The 20576-nt window shown below is 37.9% G+C and carries 17 protein-coding genes; 9 read left to right on the forward strand and 8 right to left on the reverse strand.

What is annotated here, in order from left to right:
* Window positions 1-42: 42 nt before the first annotated feature.
* The 8 genes from argH to JML65_RS00410 form a co-directional block, all read right to left on the reverse strand.
* Complete coding sequence (argH, locus tag JML65_RS00375; protein WP_047485181.1) at window positions 43-1347, reverse strand: argininosuccinate lyase; 1305 nt, start codon at window positions 1345-1347, stop codon at window positions 43-45.
* Window positions 1348-1593: 246 nt separating this feature from the next.
* Entirely contained in the window at window positions 1594-2676 is a 1083-nt protein-coding gene (locus JML65_RS00380; protein ID WP_202269575.1) for a M20 family metallo-hydrolase, read from the reverse strand.
* On the reverse strand, window positions 2651-3445 hold the full coding sequence (gene argB, locus JML65_RS00385; protein ID WP_047485186.1) for an acetylglutamate kinase: 795 nt from the start codon (window positions 3443-3445) through the stop codon (window positions 2651-2653). Before argB ends, JML65_RS00380 begins: the two co-directional genes overlap by 26 nt.
* Before the next feature lie 65 nt (window positions 3446-3510).
* Complete coding sequence (locus JML65_RS00390) at window positions 3511-4470, reverse strand: N-acetylornithine carbamoyltransferase (RefSeq protein ID WP_115919920.1); 960 nt, start codon at window positions 4468-4470, stop codon at window positions 3511-3513.
* A gap of 206 nt (window positions 4471-4676) precedes the next feature.
* Complete coding sequence (locus JML65_RS00395; RefSeq protein WP_202269576.1) at window positions 4677-5816, reverse strand: aspartate aminotransferase family protein; 1140 nt, start codon at window positions 5814-5816, stop codon at window positions 4677-4679.
* A 95-nt stretch (window positions 5817-5911) separates the two neighbouring features.
* Window positions 5912-6877, reverse strand: a complete 966-nt coding sequence (argC, locus tag JML65_RS00400; protein WP_202269577.1) for an N-acetyl-gamma-glutamyl-phosphate reductase — start codon at window positions 6875-6877, stop codon at window positions 5912-5914.
* A 47-nt stretch (window positions 6878-6924) separates the two neighbouring features.
* Entirely contained in the window at window positions 6925-8121 is a 1197-nt protein-coding gene (locus JML65_RS00405; RefSeq protein WP_202269578.1) for an argininosuccinate synthase, read from the reverse strand.
* Window positions 8093-8779, reverse strand: a complete 687-nt coding sequence (locus JML65_RS00410) for a GNAT family N-acetyltransferase (RefSeq protein ID WP_047485196.1) — start codon at window positions 8777-8779, stop codon at window positions 8093-8095. Before JML65_RS00410 ends, JML65_RS00405 begins: the two co-directional genes overlap by 29 nt.
* A gap of 160 nt (window positions 8780-8939) precedes the next feature.
* Here JML65_RS00410 and JML65_RS00415 point away from each other — a divergent pair, with 160 nt between their 5' ends.
* The 9 genes from JML65_RS00415 (at window position 8940) to acs (ending at window position 20237) form a co-directional block, all read left to right on the forward strand.
* A complete protein-coding gene (locus JML65_RS00415; protein WP_047485199.1) occupies window positions 8940-9356 on the forward strand; it encodes a helix-turn-helix domain-containing protein in 417 nt (138 codons plus the stop codon).
* A gap of 204 nt (window positions 9357-9560) precedes the next feature.
* Complete coding sequence (locus JML65_RS00420) at window positions 9561-10940, forward strand: porin (protein WP_202269579.1); 1380 nt, start codon at window positions 9561-9563, stop codon at window positions 10938-10940.
* Between the two features lie 106 nt (window positions 10941-11046).
* Window positions 11047-12627 (forward strand): MFS transporter, encoded by a 1581-nt coding sequence (locus JML65_RS00425; protein WP_202269580.1) that lies wholly within the window; start codon window positions 11047-11049, stop codon window positions 12625-12627.
* A gap of 43 nt (window positions 12628-12670) precedes the next feature.
* Entirely contained in the window at window positions 12671-12898 is a 228-nt protein-coding gene (locus JML65_RS00430) for a DUF6814 family protein (protein WP_202269581.1), read from the forward strand.
* A gap of 62 nt (window positions 12899-12960) precedes the next feature.
* Window positions 12961-13155, forward strand: coding sequence for a hypothetical protein (locus tag JML65_RS00435; protein ID WP_047485206.1), 195 nt, complete (start codon window positions 12961-12963; stop codon window positions 13153-13155).
* Window positions 13148-15850, forward strand: coding sequence for an ATP-binding protein (locus tag JML65_RS00440; protein WP_202269789.1), 2703 nt, complete (start codon window positions 13148-13150; stop codon window positions 15848-15850). The genes JML65_RS00435 and JML65_RS00440 overlap by 8 nt, the downstream gene beginning before the upstream one ends.
* 9 nt (window positions 15851-15859) lie before the next feature.
* A complete protein-coding gene (locus JML65_RS00445; RefSeq protein ID WP_047485210.1) occupies window positions 15860-16222 on the forward strand; it encodes a response regulator transcription factor in 363 nt (120 codons plus the stop codon).
* A gap of 166 nt (window positions 16223-16388) precedes the next feature.
* Complete coding sequence (locus tag JML65_RS00450) at window positions 16389-18272, forward strand: AMP-binding protein (protein ID WP_202269582.1); 1884 nt, start codon at window positions 16389-16391, stop codon at window positions 18270-18272.
* 57 nt (window positions 18273-18329) lie between these two features.
* Window positions 18330-20237, forward strand: coding sequence for an acetate--CoA ligase (gene acs / locus JML65_RS00455; protein ID WP_202269583.1), 1908 nt, complete (start codon window positions 18330-18332; stop codon window positions 20235-20237).
* Window positions 20238-20576: the final 339 nt, after the last annotated feature.

Below are 20576 nucleotides of genomic sequence, written 5' to 3' on the forward strand. Positions count from 1 at the left end.
CTGCTTAAGTGTTTCTATGACCTTAATGGTTTATATTATATTCTAACCCAATAATTTATTTTTCAGCTTATTAAACTGGTATTCTATTTTATCCAGACAGAGGTTTCCTATGCTCCCCTGATGGGTATGATCCAGATTTCCCGGTTCAAAATCGAATGCATTATTTTCAATCTCCTGTCCTACTTTCACATAGGCGTCACGGAAAGAACTTCCGTTTTTCACTTCTTCATTGATCTTTTCTACGCTGAAAAGATATTTATATTTTTCATCTTCCAGAATCCCGTCTTTTACCTGGATATTGGGTAAGGTATAGCTTAAAATCTCCAGACATTCTTTCAGAGAGTCAATCGCCGGGAAAAGAATTTCCTTAGTCAGCTGTACATCTCTGTGATATCCTGACGGAAGATTATTCGTTAGCAGGATAAGCTCATTCGGAAGAGACTGGATTCTGTTGCATCTTGCACGAACCAATTCAAAGATATCCGGATTCTTTTTATGGGGCATAATACTGCTTCCTGTCGTAAATTCTTTCGGAAAACTTATAAAATCAAAATTCTGATTTAAATACAGACAGACATCATAAGCAAACTTCCCCAGTGTTCCTGCCAATGTTGCCATTGACATTGCCAGTAATTTCTCTGATTTCCCGCGGGTCATCTGTGCATACACGGAGTTATAGTTCATCGACTGAAAACCTAAATTATACGTCGTACTCTCACGGTTAATCGGGAAAGACGAACCATAGCCTGCAGCAGATCCCAATGGATTTTTATTGATGATATTTTTCACTGAAAACAGCATTTCAACATCATCTAAAAGTGCTTCTGCATAAGCTCCAAACCAAAGTCCGAAAGACGAAGGCATAGCAATCTGAAGATGGGTATATCCGGGTAACAAAACATTCTTATGCTGATCAGCCAGTTTGATTAAAATCTGGAAAAATTCATCTGTAAGAGCCGTTATTTCACGGATCTCATCCAACAAATACAGCTTGATATCCAGCAACACCTGATCATTTCTTGATCTTGCGGTATGGATTTTCTTTCCTGTATCCCCTAATTCTTCAATGAGAATAGCCTCTACCTGAGAATGGATATCCTCAGCCTCTTTATCAATTTCAAAACTACCTTCTTCAATTTTTTCTAAAATTTCATTCAAAACAAATAACATCTGCTCTGATTCTTCATGGGAAATGATCCCTGTTTCAGCAAGCATTTTACAATGGGCCATAGAGCCTTTTACATCGTATTTTGCTAAACGTTCATCAAAGTCAAGATCTTTTCCTACGGTGAACTGATTGACTAATATATTGGTGGCAAGGTTATCCTTCTGCCATATCTTTTTCATATGTAACTATTTAAAATATTAATTGGTTTTGACATGCCCAGCAGGCATTCCTTAAAATTACTATTAACTATAAAAAAACATTTCCTCAATAAAAGTTTCCATTTTTAATTTTCTTTTTTGCATAAATCCTTATTAAAAACTTAAACTTTCTACCTGCTGAGCGTTGTCAAAACATATATTTTTAGATATTCAGATGTCAGACTCTTTGATTTGTATCTGAGATCTGAGATTTAGTATCTGATATCTTTATAACACTTTTTCCAGAATTTGGATGTAGATCGCAATCCCTTCTTCTATTTCATGAACATAGATGAATTCATCCGCAGTGTGAGAGCGCCTACTGTCTCCAGGGCCTATTTTCACTGATGTACATGGAATAATGGCCTGATCCGAAGAGGTGGGAGAACCATATGTTGTCCTGCCAATTTCAAGACCTGCCTGTACAAACGGGTGATCCATTTCGATTTTCGAAGAATTGAGTCTGAAAGATCTCGCTGTAAGTGTTGATTTCATTTGAGACTGAATCATTTCAAAAGCTTCTTTATTGGAGTATTCATCTGTCACCCTTACATCCAATGTAAAATGACAGGATTCAGGGACTACATTATGCTGTACTCCGGCATTAATGCCTGATAAAGTCACTTTCACCTCTCCCAGATATTCTGAAACTTTTGGGAATTTAAATTCTAAAATATGCTGCAGATCCTGCATACATTTTATAATCGAGTTATCATTATTAGGATGAGCAGCATGGGAAGGGGTTCCTTTCATTTCTCCATCAATCACAAGCAGTCCTTTTTCAGCAATCGCCAGGTTCATCTGTGTGGGTTCTCCTACAATGGCAAATTCTATGTTGGGTAACTGTGGAAACAAAGCTTCTATTCCATCGAATCCTGAAATCTCCTCCTCTGCAGTTAAAGCAATTACCAGATTATATTTTAAATCTTCTTTATCATAAAAATGCAGGAAAACCTGTGCCATAGAAACCAGAGAAGCTCCGGCATCATTGCTTCCCAAACCATAAAGTTTCCCGTCTTTTTCGATCGGCACAAACGGATCCAAAGTATAGGCCTTATTAGGTTTTACCGTATCGTGATGGGTATTCAGTAAAACAGAAGGTTTAAATACATCAAAATTTTTATTGACTGCCCAGATATTATTTTTAAAACGCTTGGTCGGAATCTGATGCTTTTTGAAGAAATTTTCAATCTCCACCGATGTATTGAATTCATCTTTACTGAATGAAGGAATTTCAATCAGATTTTTCAGCAATTCAACTGCATTTTTCAGCAATTCTTCTTTATTATAAACAGATTTCAGTTCCTGCATGATGATTCTCTATATGATTTTTCAATTGGGTTTCTTTAATCAGAAACACCTTATTTACGTTATTTTTTATCGCTCCAAGAGCATTTTCAAGTTTGGGTAAAATCCCTTTATGCAGCTTTCCTTCTTTTTTCAATACATCAAAGTCTTCACCGTTCATACTTTTGATCAATGATTCCGGATCATTTACATTTTCCAGGACACCTTCTTTATCAAAACAATACAAGAGCTCAACCTCAAATTTCGATGATAAAGCCTGTGCCATCACTGATGCAATGGTGTCTGCATTCGTGTTGAAAAGATTTCCTTTTTTGTCATGAGTAATCGCTGAAAATACAGGAATAAGATCGAGCTTCATGAATTTTGAAACCAATTTCTTATTCACACTTTTTTTATTAATATCCCCTACAAAACCAAAATCAATATCCGGATGTTCTCTTTTTTTAGCTTTAATCAAATTGCCATCCGCACCGGAAAAGCCTATTGCATTACAGTTTTTTTGTTGCAGTTTTTCAACAATATTCTTATTGATCCCTCCCGCATATACCATCGTTACAATATCCAATGTATCTTTATCCGTTATCCGCCTTCCATTAATCATCTTCTGCTCAATTCCCAGTTTATCAGCCAAAGTTGTTGCCAATTTGCCACCGCCATGAACAAGGATTTTCTTTTCCTGGATTTCAGAAAATTGTTCTAAGAATTGAGTTAATAACTCCTCATCATCAATTAAAGCTCCTCCAATTTTTATGATGTATAACTTTTCCTTCATTTTGTAAACGTTTTGAGATACTGGCTCTTTTTGATCCTTGTCAAGGTTTAAAACCTTGACAAGGATCATTTGGCTTTTAATTCATCTAAAATTTCGCTGAATACTGCCTGCGCCGAAAAAATACGGTTCTTTGCCTGTTGGTAGATAATAGAATGCTCTCCGTCCATCACTTCATCACTCAGCTCTACATTACGACGAACAGGGAGACAGTGCATTACTTTTGCCTGATTGGTATTCGCCAGTTTTTCATTCGTCAGCATCCAATCTTCCTGTACTTCCGGCATGGCTGCATAATCATCGAAAGAAGACCAGTTTTTCACATAGATAAAATCAGCATCCTTTAATGCTTCATTCTGATCATGGATTACTTTTACATCTTTTGTGAAATTTTTATCCAGATCATAGCCCTCAGGATTTGCAATCACCAATTCAACATCCATTTCCTGCATCCATTCTGCAAAAGAGTTTCCTACAGCCTGAGCAATTGGCTTGATATGCGGAGCCCACGTAAGCACTACTTTTGGTTTATGATCTTTTTTCCAGTTTTCAGTGATGGTAATACAATCTGCCAAACTTTGTAACGGATGACGGGTTGCTGATTCCAAAGAGATAACGGGAACTTTAGCATGCTGCTGAAACTGGCTTAAAATACTTTCATTGACGTCATCTTCTTTGTTTTTCATTCCTGCAAAACAACGCACAGCAATAATATCGCAATATTGATTTAATACCTCAATAGCATCTTTGATATGCTCTACTGTATCTCCGTTCATCACCGCTCCATCAGCAAATTCAAGATTCCATGCTTCCTGTGCTGCATTCAGTGTCAAAACATTTAACCCTAAATTTTGCGCTGCAATCTGGCTGCTCAAACGGGTTCTTAAACTTGAATTTAAAAATACAAGTCCTATAGTTTTCCCCTTTCCTTTTTCTGTTTCTGAAAGCGGGTTTGCTTTTATCTCTAAAGCTTTTTTTATGATTTCCTGTAAGTTTTCAACATCACTTACAGAGGTAAAATTCTTCATTGAATGAATGTTTTTAAAAATTGACTGACATATTAATTCTTTAATAAACCACAAAAGGCATAAAAGTTTAACACCCTGAAAACATTAAAGTTCATATAAGATAAGATGAAAATCAAAGATTTTCAAGAACTTAAGTACACTCCTTAAGTGTTTAATATTTTTCTTACAACCACTTAAGCGTTTATCTCTTTTGTAACTTTTGTAGTTTAAATTTTTTCCAATACTATTTTCAAAGCATTGATGAAAAGGTCGGTTTCCTCTTTCCTGATAGTAAGTGCCGGAAGAATCCTTAAAACACTTTTATCATTTGAGTTTCCTGTAAAAATGTGATGATCATACAGCAGGCTTTTCCTTACTTCCGAACAGTCTCTGTCGAGTTCTATTCCGATCATCAGTCCCTTCCTTCGGATTGATTTAATATGTGGTAAATCCTTAATTTCATTTTCAATATACTCACCCATTTGCTGGGCATTATCAATAAGATTCTCTTCTTTCATGACATCCAGAACCGCAATAGACGCTGCACAAGCCAGGTGATTCCCTCCAAATGTCGTTCCCAGCAAACCATTACTTGCCTGGAATTTAGGATGAATTAAAACACCTCCCACAGGAAAACCATTCCCCATTCCTTTTGCCGTGGTGATGATATCCGGCTCTATTCCGAATTCCTGATGCGCAAAGAAATATCCGCTTCTTCCATATCCGGACTGCACTTCATCTAAAATCAGTACAGTGTTGTACTGATCGCACAATTCCTTAATTTTAGACAGGAATTCTACTGTTGGAATCATGATTCCTCCTACACCCTGAATTCCCTCGATGATCACAGAAGAAATTTCGTTTCCCAATACTTCAAAAGTCTTTTCAAGCTGTTCGATATCATTCCAGTCCGACTTGATAAATCGTTCTGAAAAGTTCACCGGTGCCACAATTTTGGGATTATCTGTCACAGAAACCGCTGCAGAAGTTCTTCCATGAAATGAACCTGAAAAATACAGCACTTTGCTTTTCCCATTATGGAAAGAAGCCAGTTTTAAGGCATTCTCATTAGCCTCAGCTCCGGAATTACATAAAAAAAGGTTGTAATCTTCATAGCCCGAAAGCTCCCCAAGTTTCTCAGCCAGCTCAGTTTGCAATTCATTCTGAACAGAATTAGAATAAAAAGAAATTTTCTCTAACTGCTCTTTTAGTTTTGCCTGATAATGAGGATGATTATGTCCAATGGAAATTACCGCATGACCTCCGTAAAAATCAAGATACTGTTCTCCCTTATCATCCCACAGGAAAGATCCCTGAGCTTTAACCGGGTTTATATTAAATAATGGATATACGTTGAATAAATTCATGTCTTGTTATAAATGATAATTGATAAATAATGAATGATACAGAGTCCGAGTTTCTGGCTACGAACCGACATACATTTTACTTTTTACTTTATACCTTAAAATGCGATTGGTTTCAGATTCAGCCCTTCATTTTCTTCCCAGCCCATGGCAATATTCATATTCTGTACTGCCTGTCCTGAAGCACCTTTCAACAAATTGTCAATCGCTGAATGGATCACTACTACATTTCCACATTTTTCGATCTGAATCACACAGCGATTGGTATTGACAACTTGTTTTAAATCAATTGCTTTTTCACTTACCTTTACAAAAGGCGCTCCTGCATAAAAATCCTGATACAACTGATATAGGTCAGAAAGTTCCAAATCTGTTTTTACCGTAGAACTTGTAAAAATTCCTCTTGCAAAATCCCCTCTCCATGGTACAAAATTCAGGCTGACCTCTTTATGGTTAAACAAAACTATTTGTTGTAAAATTTCGTCCACATGCTGATGAGATAACGTTTTATACGCCGAGACATTATCGTTTCTCCAGGTAAAATGCGTAGTCACCTGCAAAGACTGTCCTGCTCCTGTAGATCCTGTAATTCCTGTTGTAAAAACCTCATCCAGTACCCCTTTTTCAGCTAATGGTAAAAGAGCTAACTGAATCGCCGTTGCAAAACAACCAGGGTTCGCAATACTCTTTGACCCTGACAGTTGTTTTTTATTGATTTCAGGCAATCCGTAGATAAAATTTCTGTTTCCGAAATCTCCTTGCAAACGGAAGTCATTTCCCAGATCAATCACCAAAGCCTCATCTTTCACAGGATTCTGGGTTAACCAATTCTGGCTTTCCTTATGTGGAAGACACAGAAAAAGAACATCCACCTCTTCAGGCTGATCCGTTAAAACCTGTTCGCAAACCGTCGTCAAATCCGGGTACAAATCCGATATTCTTGTTCCCGAATTCGAACGACTATATAAAAAACTCAATGTCACATGGGGATGAAAAGCCAGTAAGCGTATCAACTCACTTCCTGTATAGCCGTTGGCTCCTACAATTCCTACTGTTTTCTTCATATTGATCGGATAGGATAACCTATCTTATATTAAATGTCCTTTCGGAACTAGTTGATATTTTGGTTAATTTGGTGGTATATATTTAAAGAGTTGCTTACAATTTTTGTATACCCTTTTACATCTTCCCCTGTCCATGCTCTGTTCGCTTCTCCATAGCTTCCAAATTGATCAGACATTAAATCATGAACAGATTCAATCCCATTTAAAACAAATCTGTAAGGATGAAGGGTAATAAATACTTTTCCACTTACTGTTTTTTGAGAATCCACTAAGAAAGATTCAATATTTCTCATCACAGGATCTAAAAACAATGCTTCATGAAGCCAGTTTCCATACCAATCGGATAACTGAGATTTCATCATCTGCTGGTATTTTGAAAGAGTATGCTTTTCCAATAAATGGTGTGCTTTAATAATTACTGAAGCTGCTGCTGCTTCAAAACCTACTCTTCCTTTTATCCCTACAATGGTATCTCCAACATGGATATCCCGACCAATACCATAAACAGAAGCTAATTTTTCTATTTTCTGAATAGCATATACGGAATGTTCAAAACTTTCCCCATTCACAGCAACCACTTCTCCGTTTTTAAATTCGATCTCCAGTTCTGAAGCCTGAGTTTCCTGAATTTGAGAAGGAAATGCTTCTTCCGGCAGGTAATTTCTTGATGTCAAAGTCTCCTTTCCTCCTACAGAAGTTCCCCAAAGCCCTTTATTCACTGAATATTGCGCTTTATGAAATTCCATTTTATAGCCATGGCTTTTCAAAAACTCAATCTCCTCTTCACGGGATAAAGCCATATCCCGGATCGGGGTAATGATCTCCACATCGGGACACATTACCTGAAATATCAAATCAAAACGAACCTGATCATTTCCGGCACCTGTACTTCCATGAGCAATAGCATCTGCCTCAACTTCAATTGCATATTTTGCAATCTCCTGCGCCTGAATAGTACGCTCAGCACTTACAGAAAGAGGATAGGTATTATTTTTCAATACATTCCCAAAAATCAAATACTTCACACAAGAATTATAATAATCTTCCTGAGCATCTACGCACCTGTATGCTTTCACCCCTAGATTAAGAGCTTTTTTCTCCAGTTCCTTTTCTTCTTCTTTAGAAAAACCTCCGGTGTTTACAGTTACTGCATATACATCATACCCCAGTGTTTCACTAAGATATTTCGCACAGTAGGAAGTATCTAAACCTCCGCTAAACGCTAAGATGACCTTCTTTTTCATCTGAATTCTTTTTATTTTTGTTAATGGCCAGATGAAATTCACCAGGAGAATTTTGAGCAGAATATCCCAATCCCGTTTGGTTTATTTCATCATATTTATCTTTAGGCTGATCATTCACAGCCTCATTTTTTGTTATATTTTCCGGAACAAACAACATTGCCGTACACAGGCAGTTTTTACGTTCCTTCTTCATTAAAATTTCGTAATTGACACAGTTTTTACAACCGCTCCAAAATTCCTCATCCTGAGTAAGCTCAGAATAAATGACCGGCTTGTATCCTAAATCACTATTGATTTTCATCACTGCCAGACCTGTAGTCAACCCAAATACTTTAGCCTCCGGGTACTTTTCTCTAGATAATTGGAACACTCTATGCTTGATCTGAGTCGCCACTCCTCCATTCCTGAATTTCGGAGATACAATTAATCCCGAATTGGCAACAAACTTCCCATGTGACCAGGTCTCTATATAGCAGAAACCCACCCACTCACCGTTTTCAGTAGCTACCACAGCATTGCCTTCTGAAATCTTTTTACTTAAATATTCGATGGAACGTTTTGCGATACCCGTTCCTCTGCGCTGTGCAGAATCATACATTTCCTGCTGTATTTCACTCACATACATTAGATGTTCGCATGAGGAAATTTCTATTTCCATTTATTTATCTAATTTTTTTGGCAAATTTAAAATATAATTTCTATAAAAACCAAATAAAAAAGATATTTTTTTTGTTTTAAAAAATTACACAGGTAAAATTATCTTTACAGGAAATTATATATTTGCTAATTTATTATATATTTGCTAAAAAAGTATAGCTATGGAAAATACATGTCCTAAATGCGGTAGTAATAAAGTAGTTAAAAGCGGGATCATCAATGAAAAACAACGGTTCCACTGCAAGAACTGCAAGTATTATTTCACGGTCAAAAAACTGGGAAAGCAGATTGACGACTACTATGTAACCAAAGCTTTACAGCTCTACCTGGAAGGTTTAAGCTACCGTGAAATCGAAAGAATTATTGGGGTTTCCCATGTTACGATCAGCTCATGGATCAAAAAATACAATATTACCAGACCTCCCCATTCTGAATTCCATCCCGTTTATAAAATATTAAAACAGAATGAATTAATTGAATACATCGCCCAGGAAGAAAACATTAAAAACTCGGGAATTATCATTACCCAGTTTGCCGATAAGTATATGCTGATTAAATGGGAGAGATTTAAGAAGTAGAGAGAAGATGTTAGATATTAGATATCTAGATATCAGATTTTAGACAAAGTCACTTAACTGTATTTCTCGATCTCGCAACACGCATCTCGCACCTCTTATCAAAAAAAACTATACCATTACCACTAATATATATTAAATTTTTATAAATAAATTATTAATTCCAATTTGGTATTCACAAAAAACAACGCCAAAAATTGATAATTTATGAAGAAATTACTTACATTCATTGGAGTAGCCTTAATCAGCAGTTCTTTATACTCGCAAGGTTCTCCTGATTACGGCAGCGGATTAAAAGTCAACCTCAACCCGGACGGAGATAAGTTCATCAGATTTATTTTATGGGACCAGCTCTGGTTAAGAAACACTTCTATGAACCCCGGAAGTATGGTGGGAAGTGAACCCACAGACAATTCCTGGAGTATAGGAAACAGAAGATTACGGGCTTTAACGTATGCTCAGATCTCCAAAAGATATATGATCCTCCTTCATTTCGGAATTAACAATCAGACCTTCATCAACGGAGGTGCAACAGGAACTTCAGGAACAGGAGGTTACGGAAACGGAAAGAAAACCCAGCTGTTTTTCCATGATGCCTGGAATGAATATGCAGTTATTTTACCTGGAGAAGCGGGAAAATTCAGTTTATCTTTAGGGGCGGGGCTCCATTACTATATGGGACTTTCCCGAATGACGATGGCTTCTACACTGAATTTCCTGACTGTAGACTCCCCTGTTTTTTCATGGCCTCTTATTGACAATTCAGACCAGTTTGCCAGACAGCTCGGAATGTTTGCCAAAGGAAAATATGGAAAACTGGAATATCGCCTCAGCTTAAACAAACCTTTTGCAACAGACCTGACACCAGTGAATGTCACTGATCCTTCGAGAGCGGTAGCGGTAGATAATAATGGAAACCCAAGTTTTTCAAAGGCAGGGTATCTTGAATACCAATTCCTTGATGAAGAGTCCAATACATTACCTTTCAAAGTAGGTTCTTATTTGGGAACAAAGAAAGTTTTCAATGTGGGGGCTGGGTTTTATCATCAGGCAGACGGGACAAGAACTTCCGTTAATTCCAATATTGAGAAGCACGATATCACTCTTTTTGCAGTTGACGCTTTTGCAGATATTCCACTGGGAGAAGCCAAAAATAAAATGGCCGTTTCGGCTTATGCCGGATATTACAACTACAATTTCGGACCCAATTATGTAAGAAATCTGGGAACAATGAACATTGCCGCCACAGACCCCAATTTCATAGGTAATAAAGCCATTGCAGGGCCGGGAAACTTACAGCCTACTATTGGAACAGGTAATATTATCTACGCTCAGGCAGGCTTACTTTTACCCAGCCAGGCTGAAAAACCAAAGATCAGAATACAGCCTTTCGCAGCCTACACACATAAGAGTTTTGAGGCATTCGACAAGCCTTCCTCTCAGTTTGACGTTGGAGCCAACTGGTTTATCGATGGCCATCATGCAAAAATCACCACACAGTATTCAACACGACCGGTTTATACCAGCCCCACTGAAAGTCCTTCTTCAAAAGGCGAATTCATTGTACAGTTTCAGATTTACCTATAATCCACCGTCAACAATACACAGCATTAAGGCAATGAAAACAATATAACCTGATAAAAAATTCAGAGGAATTATTATCATTTTCTACTAATATCAAAAACTAATCAATATGAGCGAAAAGCACTACGAAAGCTACGAAAATATGACCGACAGGCAGAAAAACCGCACCATATGGAGCGTTATTACAGCCTCATCTCTCGGAACCCTGATTGAATGGTATGACTTTTACATTTTCGGAAGTTTAGCCATCGTTTTAGCAACAAAATTTTTCCCTGCAGATAATCCCACCGCTGCCTTTTTATCTACATTGGCAACATTTGCTGCCGGATTTGTAGTAAGGCCTTTCGGTGCTTTATTCTTTGGAAGACTGGGAGACCTTATCGGAAGAAAATACACCTTCCTGGTAACTTTACTGATTATGGGGTTTTCCACTTTCCTTATCGGATGTATCCCAAGTTATGAAACCATTGGATTTATGGCTCCGGTTTTAGTTTTAATCTTAAGATTACTACAGGGTTTAGCGCTTGGAGGTGAATATGGAGGTGCGGCAACGTATGTCGCAGAATATGCACAGCCTCATCGAAGAGGTTACTGGACTTCATGGATACAAACTACAGCTACTGCCGGACTTTTCATTTCTTTAATTGTTATTTTGATCACAAGAAAAACTCTTTCTCCTGAAGATTTCGACACCTGGGGATGGAGGGTTCCTTTCTGGATTTCTATTCTCATGGTAGGTGTTTCTTATATCATCAGAAAAAATATGAAAGAATCTCCGCTTTTCGCCAAGGCTAAGAGCGAGGGGAAAACGTCTAAAAACCCTTTAAAAGAAAGTTTTGGTAATAAATTTAACTTCAAATTTGTCCTGCTTGCTTTATTTGGAGCAGCGATGGGACAAGGGGTCATCTGGTACACCGGGCAGTTCTATGCTATGAGCTTTTTACAAAAGGTAATGAATGTGGAATCTTCCCAGGTAGATTTACTAATGGCAACAGCCTTGCTTTTAGGAACTCCTTTCTTTGTATTTTTCGGTTGGCTCTCTGATAAAATAGGCAGAAAAGCAGTCATGATGACCGGGATGCTGGTCGCTATTTTAGCCTACAGACCAATATACGACAGCATGTTTAAAAGCGTTAATCTTGAAAATAAAACCGTAGCAGCCAATGGAATTACAGAAAAAAGAACAGCCAAAATCCATAATGACATTGCTACAGACAGCTTGGTTACCATTCATAAAGAGACCCTTTTTACAGATGGAACTTTAGTTAAAAAAGACAGTATTGTCCACTGGTCACCGACCGGTCCGGTTATGAAAGACGGAAAAGCTGAGGAAGCAAAAGTATCCCAAACCGTAAAATTAAGTGATGACACGAAATGGTATCTGGTCTTCCTGGTATTTATCCAGGTGATATTTGTAACCATGGTTTACGGCCCTATTGCCGCATTCCTTGTGGAAATGTTCCCTGTAAGAATCCGTTACACATCTATGTCTCTGCCGTATCACATTGGAAATGGGGTATTTGGAGGTCTTCTTCCGGCAGTTGCCACGTATCTTGTGACTACAGGAAAAGAGGCAGGACATGCAACATGGTACCTTGAAGGTCTTTGGTATCCTATCGGAGTGGCAGCTGTCTGTCTTCTCATTGGATTAATTTATCTTAAAAATAAGAACAATAATCTTCACGATTAGGCATTGAATCACTCAAATTTTTATTAATTTTAAAACTATTAAAATGAACGGACTAAAAAAAATATTAGGCATTCTATGGATCGCAATTGCTGTGATCGTAGGATATTTCGGAACCACGGTAATGGGAATTCCCAAGATCACTTCCGGAAAACAGGAAGATCTGGTTTTTGGCATCATCATTTTGTTTGTACTGATGCCCATTGTCTCGGGTGGAATGGCCGTTTTCGGTTATTATGCGTTAACGGGAGAATATTCGAACGACAAAATTTAAAAAATAATATGGATAATTGATGGATGCTGCATTCATCAATTATCTTTTATCAATCATCATTTATGAAAAAAAGACACGAACAGAAACTCATTATCTTAAGCATCGGGCTGATGATTGCTTTCAGCATTCCCATTTCATTGATTTTCAACAGTGAGAAAAGTGTTTTGGGCTACCCTATGATTCTGGTATACCTGTTTGCAGTCTGGATGATTTCCATCGTGATATCTTTTGTAATCGTAAAAAAATATGATGAGTAGTTTCGCTTTATTTTCTGTAGTCTTGTTTTATCTGGCTCTTTTGTTCTTAGTTGCCTATCTGGCAGAGAAGAAGAAAAGCAAGATCTGGATCAACAATCCTTACATTTATGCTTTGTCTCTTGCCGTATACTGTACGGCATGGACTTACTATGGAAGTATTGGTGTAGCAGCTACAAGCGGATTAAACTATTTACCGATCTATATCGGTCCCATCATGATTATTCCTGCATGGATTTATATCAATACACGGATTGTAAGGATTTCAAGAGTCAATAAAATCAGCAGTCTTGCAGATTTCATTTCATTGCGATACGGAAACAGCAGAAGCTTCAGTGCTATTATTACCATAGTATGTCTTTTTGCCATTGTCCCTTATATTGGATTGCAGATTAAAGCGATTTCCGAGACCTTCCATCTGGTTACCGAAACACCGATGTCAAAAGATATCCTTACTGACAATGCTACTTTTGTGGTCGTTTTAATTGCTTTATTTTCCTCTTATTATGGAACGCGATATGTAGACGCTTCGGAAAAACGACTGGGAATTATTTCAGCCATTGCCCTGGAAAGTTTTTTAAAATTATTCTTCATTATCATTCTTGGCTTTTTTGTCATTTATTATGTATTTGATGGTTTTTCAGATATTTATCAGAAGGCAAGTCAGTTTAAAGATTTTAAAGAAAAAAATACATTCAACGGAACTGAGGGCGCTATGAACTGGATGATCCTGTGTATGATTTCCGCTACAGCCATCTGTATTTTGCCCAGACAATTCCATACCGCTATTGTGGAGAACAGACAGGAGAAACATATTAAAACAGCTATTTGGTTCTTCCCTCTTTACCTGTTGATTTTCACTGTATTCATCTTTCCTATCGCCTGGGGCGGAAGGTTGATTTTCGATGGACAGAAAGTAAATCCGGAGTTCTACTCTATTTTAATTCCACAACATTTTGACAACACGCTGATTACAGTCTTGGTTTTCCTTGGCGGGTTAAGCTCGTGCATTTCAATGATCATTATCTCAGCCATTACTTTATCCATCATGTTATCCAATAACCTGATCATTCCTTATGGTTTGCTTGGAAAGTTCAAATCCGAAAGTGAAGAACAGAACACAAGAAATATTACCAACATCAGAAAATTCAGCATTTTCGCACTGATTATCATGGCTTTTGCCTTCTATAAATATTTTATACTGAAGACCTCTCTTGATTCTGTAGGTTTGATTTCATTTGTTGTCATCGGACAATTAGCTCCTTCATTTTTTGGTGCTCTATTCTGGAGGAGAGGAAGTTATAAAGGGGCTGTCATCGGGCTTATCGCCGGATTGGCAATCTGTTATTTCGGATTGATTATTCCTCAATATTATTTTTCTTACAACCAGGAGTTCAAAGGAGTGTTGAGAGAAATGTATGATGCTTTCGGCTTTTTCACCATCCCTTATTTAGGGAGAATTCCACAGATATTTTTCTGGTCAATTTTGGTGAATACCGGTTTATTCACCATCATTTCCGTGAGTACCAAAGGAAATTACAGAGAAAGAAACTTTGCGGAACTGTATGTAGATATCGACAAATATATTCAAAATCACGAAAACGCTTTTATATGGCGAGGTACAGCTTATATTTCCGATATCCAGAACATCCTCGAAAGGTTTTTAGGTAAAAGTAAAACGGAGCAGGCTCTAAGAATTTTCAACTTAAAATATAATATCGATTCTAATACAGAAACGGCAGATTCAAGGTTTATTAAATTCTCGGAAAACCTTTTAGCAGGAAGAATAGGCACTGCGTCAGCAAAAATTTTGATTGAAGGCGTAACCAAAGAAGATAAAATATCTCTAAAAGAGGTATTGAATATTCTGGAGGAATCCCAGGAAAACATCAGCTTAAATAAAAAATTGACAGAGCAGTCTGAAGAACTCCAAAAACTTTCTGATGATCTGCGTACCGCCAACGAAAACCTGATTGTCAAAGACCGTCAGAAAGATGATTTTCTGGATTCTGTTGCCCACGAACTGAGAACCCCGATTACAGCTATCCGTTCCGCCGGAGAAATTTTAGCGGATGACGACGATATCCCTTTTGATATCAAGCAGGAGTTTTTAAATAATATCATCACAGAATCTGACAGGTTAAGTGAAATCATCAACGATATTCTTTACCTTGACAAGCTTCAACATGGAGAAATCCTGCTAAGCATTCAGAAAAACAACATCATTGAAACTTATAAAAAAGCATTGAACCCACTCCTCCACCTGATCCAGCAGAAAAACATCCATTTAAGTGAAGTGAATCTTCTGAATCAGTTTATATTTGAATATGATGAAGCAAGGATGATCCAGCTTTTTCAGAATATTTGGGGAAATGCATTGAAATTCACTGATGAACAAGGTACTATACAAACCAAACTTTTTGAAAAGGAAAGCCAGCTAATCATTTCTATTTTCAACACGGGAAAACATATTCCTGAGGAAGACCTGGAAATGATCTTTGACAAGTTCTACCAATCCAAAAACCAGAATATTTTAAAACCTACAGGAAGCGGACTCGGGCTCGCGATTTCTAAAAAAATCGTACAGGCTCACGGCGGAAGTATCAAAGCTGAAAACAGCGGACTTGGCGTTACTTTCACCATCAGTATTCCTGAGAAAATAATAAAAGAGATTAAAAATGAAGTTGAACATTCTTAAAAAGCACCTATGAGAAAGATAATCATTGCAGACGATGAACACAAAATATTAATGTCGCTGGAATACAGCTTTAAGAAAAACGGATATGACGTCTATATTGCACGCGATGGAACAGAAGTTCTGGAGTTCTTAAAAACAATGGTTCCCGATGTAATCCTCCTCGATATCATGATGCCTAATCTTGATGGATACAGCACGCTAGATCTCATCAAACAGGATGACAAAATGAAAGACACAAAAGTTATCTTTCTCAGTGCCAAAAATAACCCGAGAGACATTGAAAAAGGTCTTGAAATGGGAGCTGACGCCTATGTAACGAAACCTTATTCGATTAAGAAACTGATGCAGCAGATTGAGGAAATGTTTGGATAGAGGTGAGATGCCGGATTTCAGATAAGAGACACGAGATATGAGATATGAGATATGAGATGAAAAGAAGGGACTGTTTCACCTTTAGATCACACTAAAAATGACTACTTACGCTTGTCAAGGTTTAAAACCTTGACAAGCGTATTAAACCAAACACACGACTATTCTTATGAAGACAGATACGTTATTTAAACAAAGTATAGAAGATAAGGAAGGCTTCTGGAAAGACCAGGCCGCAGAAATACAATGGTTTGAGTTCCCACAAAAGATCCTTTCCAAAGATGGTAATGGTTACCCTCAATGGTTTTCTGACGGAAAACTTAATATGTGTCATTTATGTATTGACAGGCATATTGAAGATGGTTTTGGGGATCAGAATGCCCTTGTTTATGATTCACCCGTAACCGGTGTGAAGAAAACCTATACTTTCAATCAGGCCAAGGAAGAAATTTCAAAATTTGCGGGAGGATTATCTTCTTTAGGATTAAAAAAAGGAGACACCGCAGTCATCTATATGCCCATGATACCGCAAACCCTTTTTGCCATGCTGGCATGCGCAAGAATTGGAGTTATTCACAATGTGGTTTTTGGTGGTTTTGCCCCTCATGAATTGGTGGTGAGAATTGACGACTGCAAACCGAAAGTATTAATCACCGCTACAGCAGGTATAGAAATCGCTAAAAGAATCCCCTATCTTCCTTTGGTAGAAAAAGCAATTGAACTGGCCCAGGATAAAGTGGACCATATTGTCGTTTACAACAGAAAATTGGTAGATAACCAGCATGAAATGTTTGACGGACTCATTGATTATGAAGAGCTGGTACAGAAGTCAGCACCGGCTGATTGTATTTCAGTGGAATCTACCCACCCTCTTTACCTTCTTTATACATCCGGAACTACGGGAAAACCTAAAGGGATCGTCCGTGATACCGGGGGCTATGCTACAGCCCTACAATTCTCTATGAAATATGTGTATGGAGTTGAACCGGGAGAAACCTACTGGGCAGCCTCCGATTTCGGATGGGCCGTTGGGCATAGTTTTTCTGTGTATGGGCCACTGATCAATAGAAATACGACCATTATTTTTGAAGGAAAGCCTATCATGACGCCTGATGCGGGAACTTTCTGGAGAATTATTTCAGAATATAAGGTTTCCGTTATGTTTACGGCTCCTACCGCTATCAGAGCCATCAAGAAAGAAGACCCCAATGGGGAATTAGTCAAAAAATATGATCTTTCCCATTTTAAAAAACAGTTTTTAGCAGGTGAGCGCTGTGATGTAGCAACACTGGACTGGTTTGCAAAGCATATCGGAGTTCCGGCTATTGATCATTGGTGGCAAACAGAATCAGGATGGCCCATGCTGGGATTACTGACCTCAGATCAATATACCATTAAAAGAGCTTCTGCAGGAAAACCTATTCCGGGATATGATATTAAAATTTTTGATGAAAACGGATTAGAACTCGACCCTCATCACGAAGGTTACCTTGTGATCAAACTCCCCCTTCCTCCGGGTGCATTACTCGGAATATGGAAAGACCATGAACGCTTTGAAGACAGCTATCTATCCCAATACAACGGTTATTACTTTTCGGGAGACGGCGCTATCCAGGATGAAGACGGTTACATTTTTATTACCGGAAGAGTGGATGACGTAATCAATGTTGCCGGACACAGGCTTTCCACCTCGGAAATGGAAGAAATTGTCTCATCCCATCCTGATGTCGCAGAATGTGCTGTTGTGGGTATTGATGATGACTTAAAGGGTCAGATTCCTTTTGCAGCAGTGGTTTTAAAAAACGGAACACGAGTCTCAGAAGAGGAAATAGAAAAAGAGATCATCAAAATGGTTCGTGAAAAGATTGGTGCGGTAGCCTTTTTAAAAAACGCTATGGTTGTCAAGCGCTTACCCAAAACACGATCCGGAAAGATTTTAAGAAAGCTGATCAGAACATTGCTTGATGGGAAAGATTTTCAGATTCCATCGACCATTGATGATGAGAAAATCATTGAAGAAATCCAGGAAAAAATCGAGGTTTATAAGGCTTAAAAGAGAATTTAAACATAAATTTAAAGTATAATAAAATTTCAAAAAAACGAAAGGGATATGAGAAATTACTTAATAGAAGATTTACCACAATATTTTGAAGATTATAAAAAGTCTATCAAAAATCCTAAGAAATTCTGGGATAAAGTAGCGGATCAAAACTTCGTGTGGTATCAGCGATGGAGCAAGGTGGTTAAGTATGATATGAATGAAGCAAAAATCACATGGTTCAAAAATGCCAAACTCAATATTACGAAAAACTGTATCGACAGGCACCTTGCCATAAGAGGAGACAAAACAGCTATTATCTGGGAACCCAATGACCCTAAAGAAGAAGCTCAGCATATATCTTATAACGAACTCTACACCCGCGTCAACAAAACAGCCAATGTTTTACGGGATATGGGCATTGAAAAAGGAGACAGAGTCTGTATTTATCTCCCGATGATTCCTGAATTAGCAGTTACGATGCTGGCTTGTGCTAAATTAGGAGCTGTTCACTCTGTTATTTTTGCAGGGTTCTCCGCTGCTGCAGTAGCCTCAAGGGTGAATGACTGTGAAGCTAAAATGGTTATTACTTCAGATGGAAGTTATAGAGGGAATAAAGTTTTGGATTTAAAAAGCATTGTAGATGAGGCCCTGGAAAAAACCCCGACTATAGAAAATGTACTGGTGGTAAAAAGAACTCATAATGAGATTAAAATGAAGGACGGCAGAGACCATTGGCTGGCTGATCTGTATGAAAAAGCATCTCCTGATTTCGTTACGGTCATTATGGATTCCGAAGATCCTCTTTTCATCCTTTATACTTCCGGATCTACCGGAAAACCGAAAGGAATGCTTCATACCTGCGCCGGTTATATGGTGTATACCGCTTATACTTTCAAAAATGTATTCAACTATAAAGAAAATGATATTTACTGGTGTACAGCAGACATCGGATGGATCACGGGGCATTCTTACATTCTTTACGGACCGTTATTAAACGGTGCTACTACCGTTATCTTTGAAGGAGTTCCTACCTACCCTGAACCGGACCGTTTCTGGGAAGTGATTGAAAAACATAAGATCACGCAGTTCTATACCGCCCCTACCGCGATCCGTTCTTTAGCTAAAGAAAGCGCAGAGTGGGTAGACAAGCATGATTTAAGCTCTTTAAAAGTAATAGGCTCTGTAGGTGAACCTATTAATGATGAAGCATGGCACTGGTTCAATGATCATGTTGGAAAGAAAAAATGTCCGATTGTGGATACGTGGTGGCAAACCGAAACGGGAGGGATTATGATTTCACCTCTTCCATTTGTAACTCCTACAAAACCAACCTATGCTACACTTCCTTTACCTGGAATACAGCCGGTTTTAATGGATGACAAGCGCAACGAAATTACAGGAAACCAGGTGACAGGAAATCTCTGCATCCGCTTCCCATGGCCAGGAATTGCAAGAACAATCTGGGGAGATCACCAAAGGTATAAAGAAACATATTTTACAGCTTTCCCTGGAAAATATTTTACAGGAGACGGAGCTTTAAGAGACGAGGTGGGTTATTACAGAATTACAGGCCGTGTGGATGATGTGATCATTGTTTCGGGACATAACCTAGGAACAGCCCCTATTGAAGACAGTATCAACCAACATCCAGCTGTTGCAGAATCAGCAATCGTAGGGTATCCGCATGATATTAAAGGAAACGCTCTATATGGATATGTTATGCTTAAGGAGTCCGGAGAGGGACGTGATAAGGAAAATCTTAAGAAAGAAATTAACCAATTGATTTCTGATCAGATCGGACCTATTGCCAAGCTTGATAAGATCCAATTCGTTTCAGGACTTCCTAAAACCCGTTCCGGAAAAATCATGCGTAGAATATTAAGAAAAATTGCGGAAGGCGACTTTAGCAACTTCGGAGACATCAGTACTTTGCTGAACCCGGAGATTGTAGAGGAAATTAAGAATGAAAGAATTTAATTACTTCCAGCATATAAATACAGAGGCCGTTTCAACCGTTGAAGCGGTCTCTTTTTATATTACCTGTCATCAAGCAGCATTGATTTTCAGTTTTTCTGAAAGTTAAACACAGTATACAAATACATGGAAAACCTCATAAATCATCGAGAGATAAATTAGACTTACATCACGGCAATGATTTTCAATCCCTTGGTATCAGGGGAACCCACAGATGTTGTATGAGAAATATTATGATTTACTTTAATCACAATATTAAACATGCGTTCAATAGACATTCTTAAAAATTTTAACATTGTATTATAGATAGAACATTAATAGATAAATTTTATTGTTTTTTAT

The organism is Chryseobacterium sp. KMC2, assembly GCF_016756935.1.
Lineage (GTDB): Bacteria > Bacteroidota > Bacteroidia > Flavobacteriales > Weeksellaceae > Chryseobacterium > Chryseobacterium rhizosphaerae.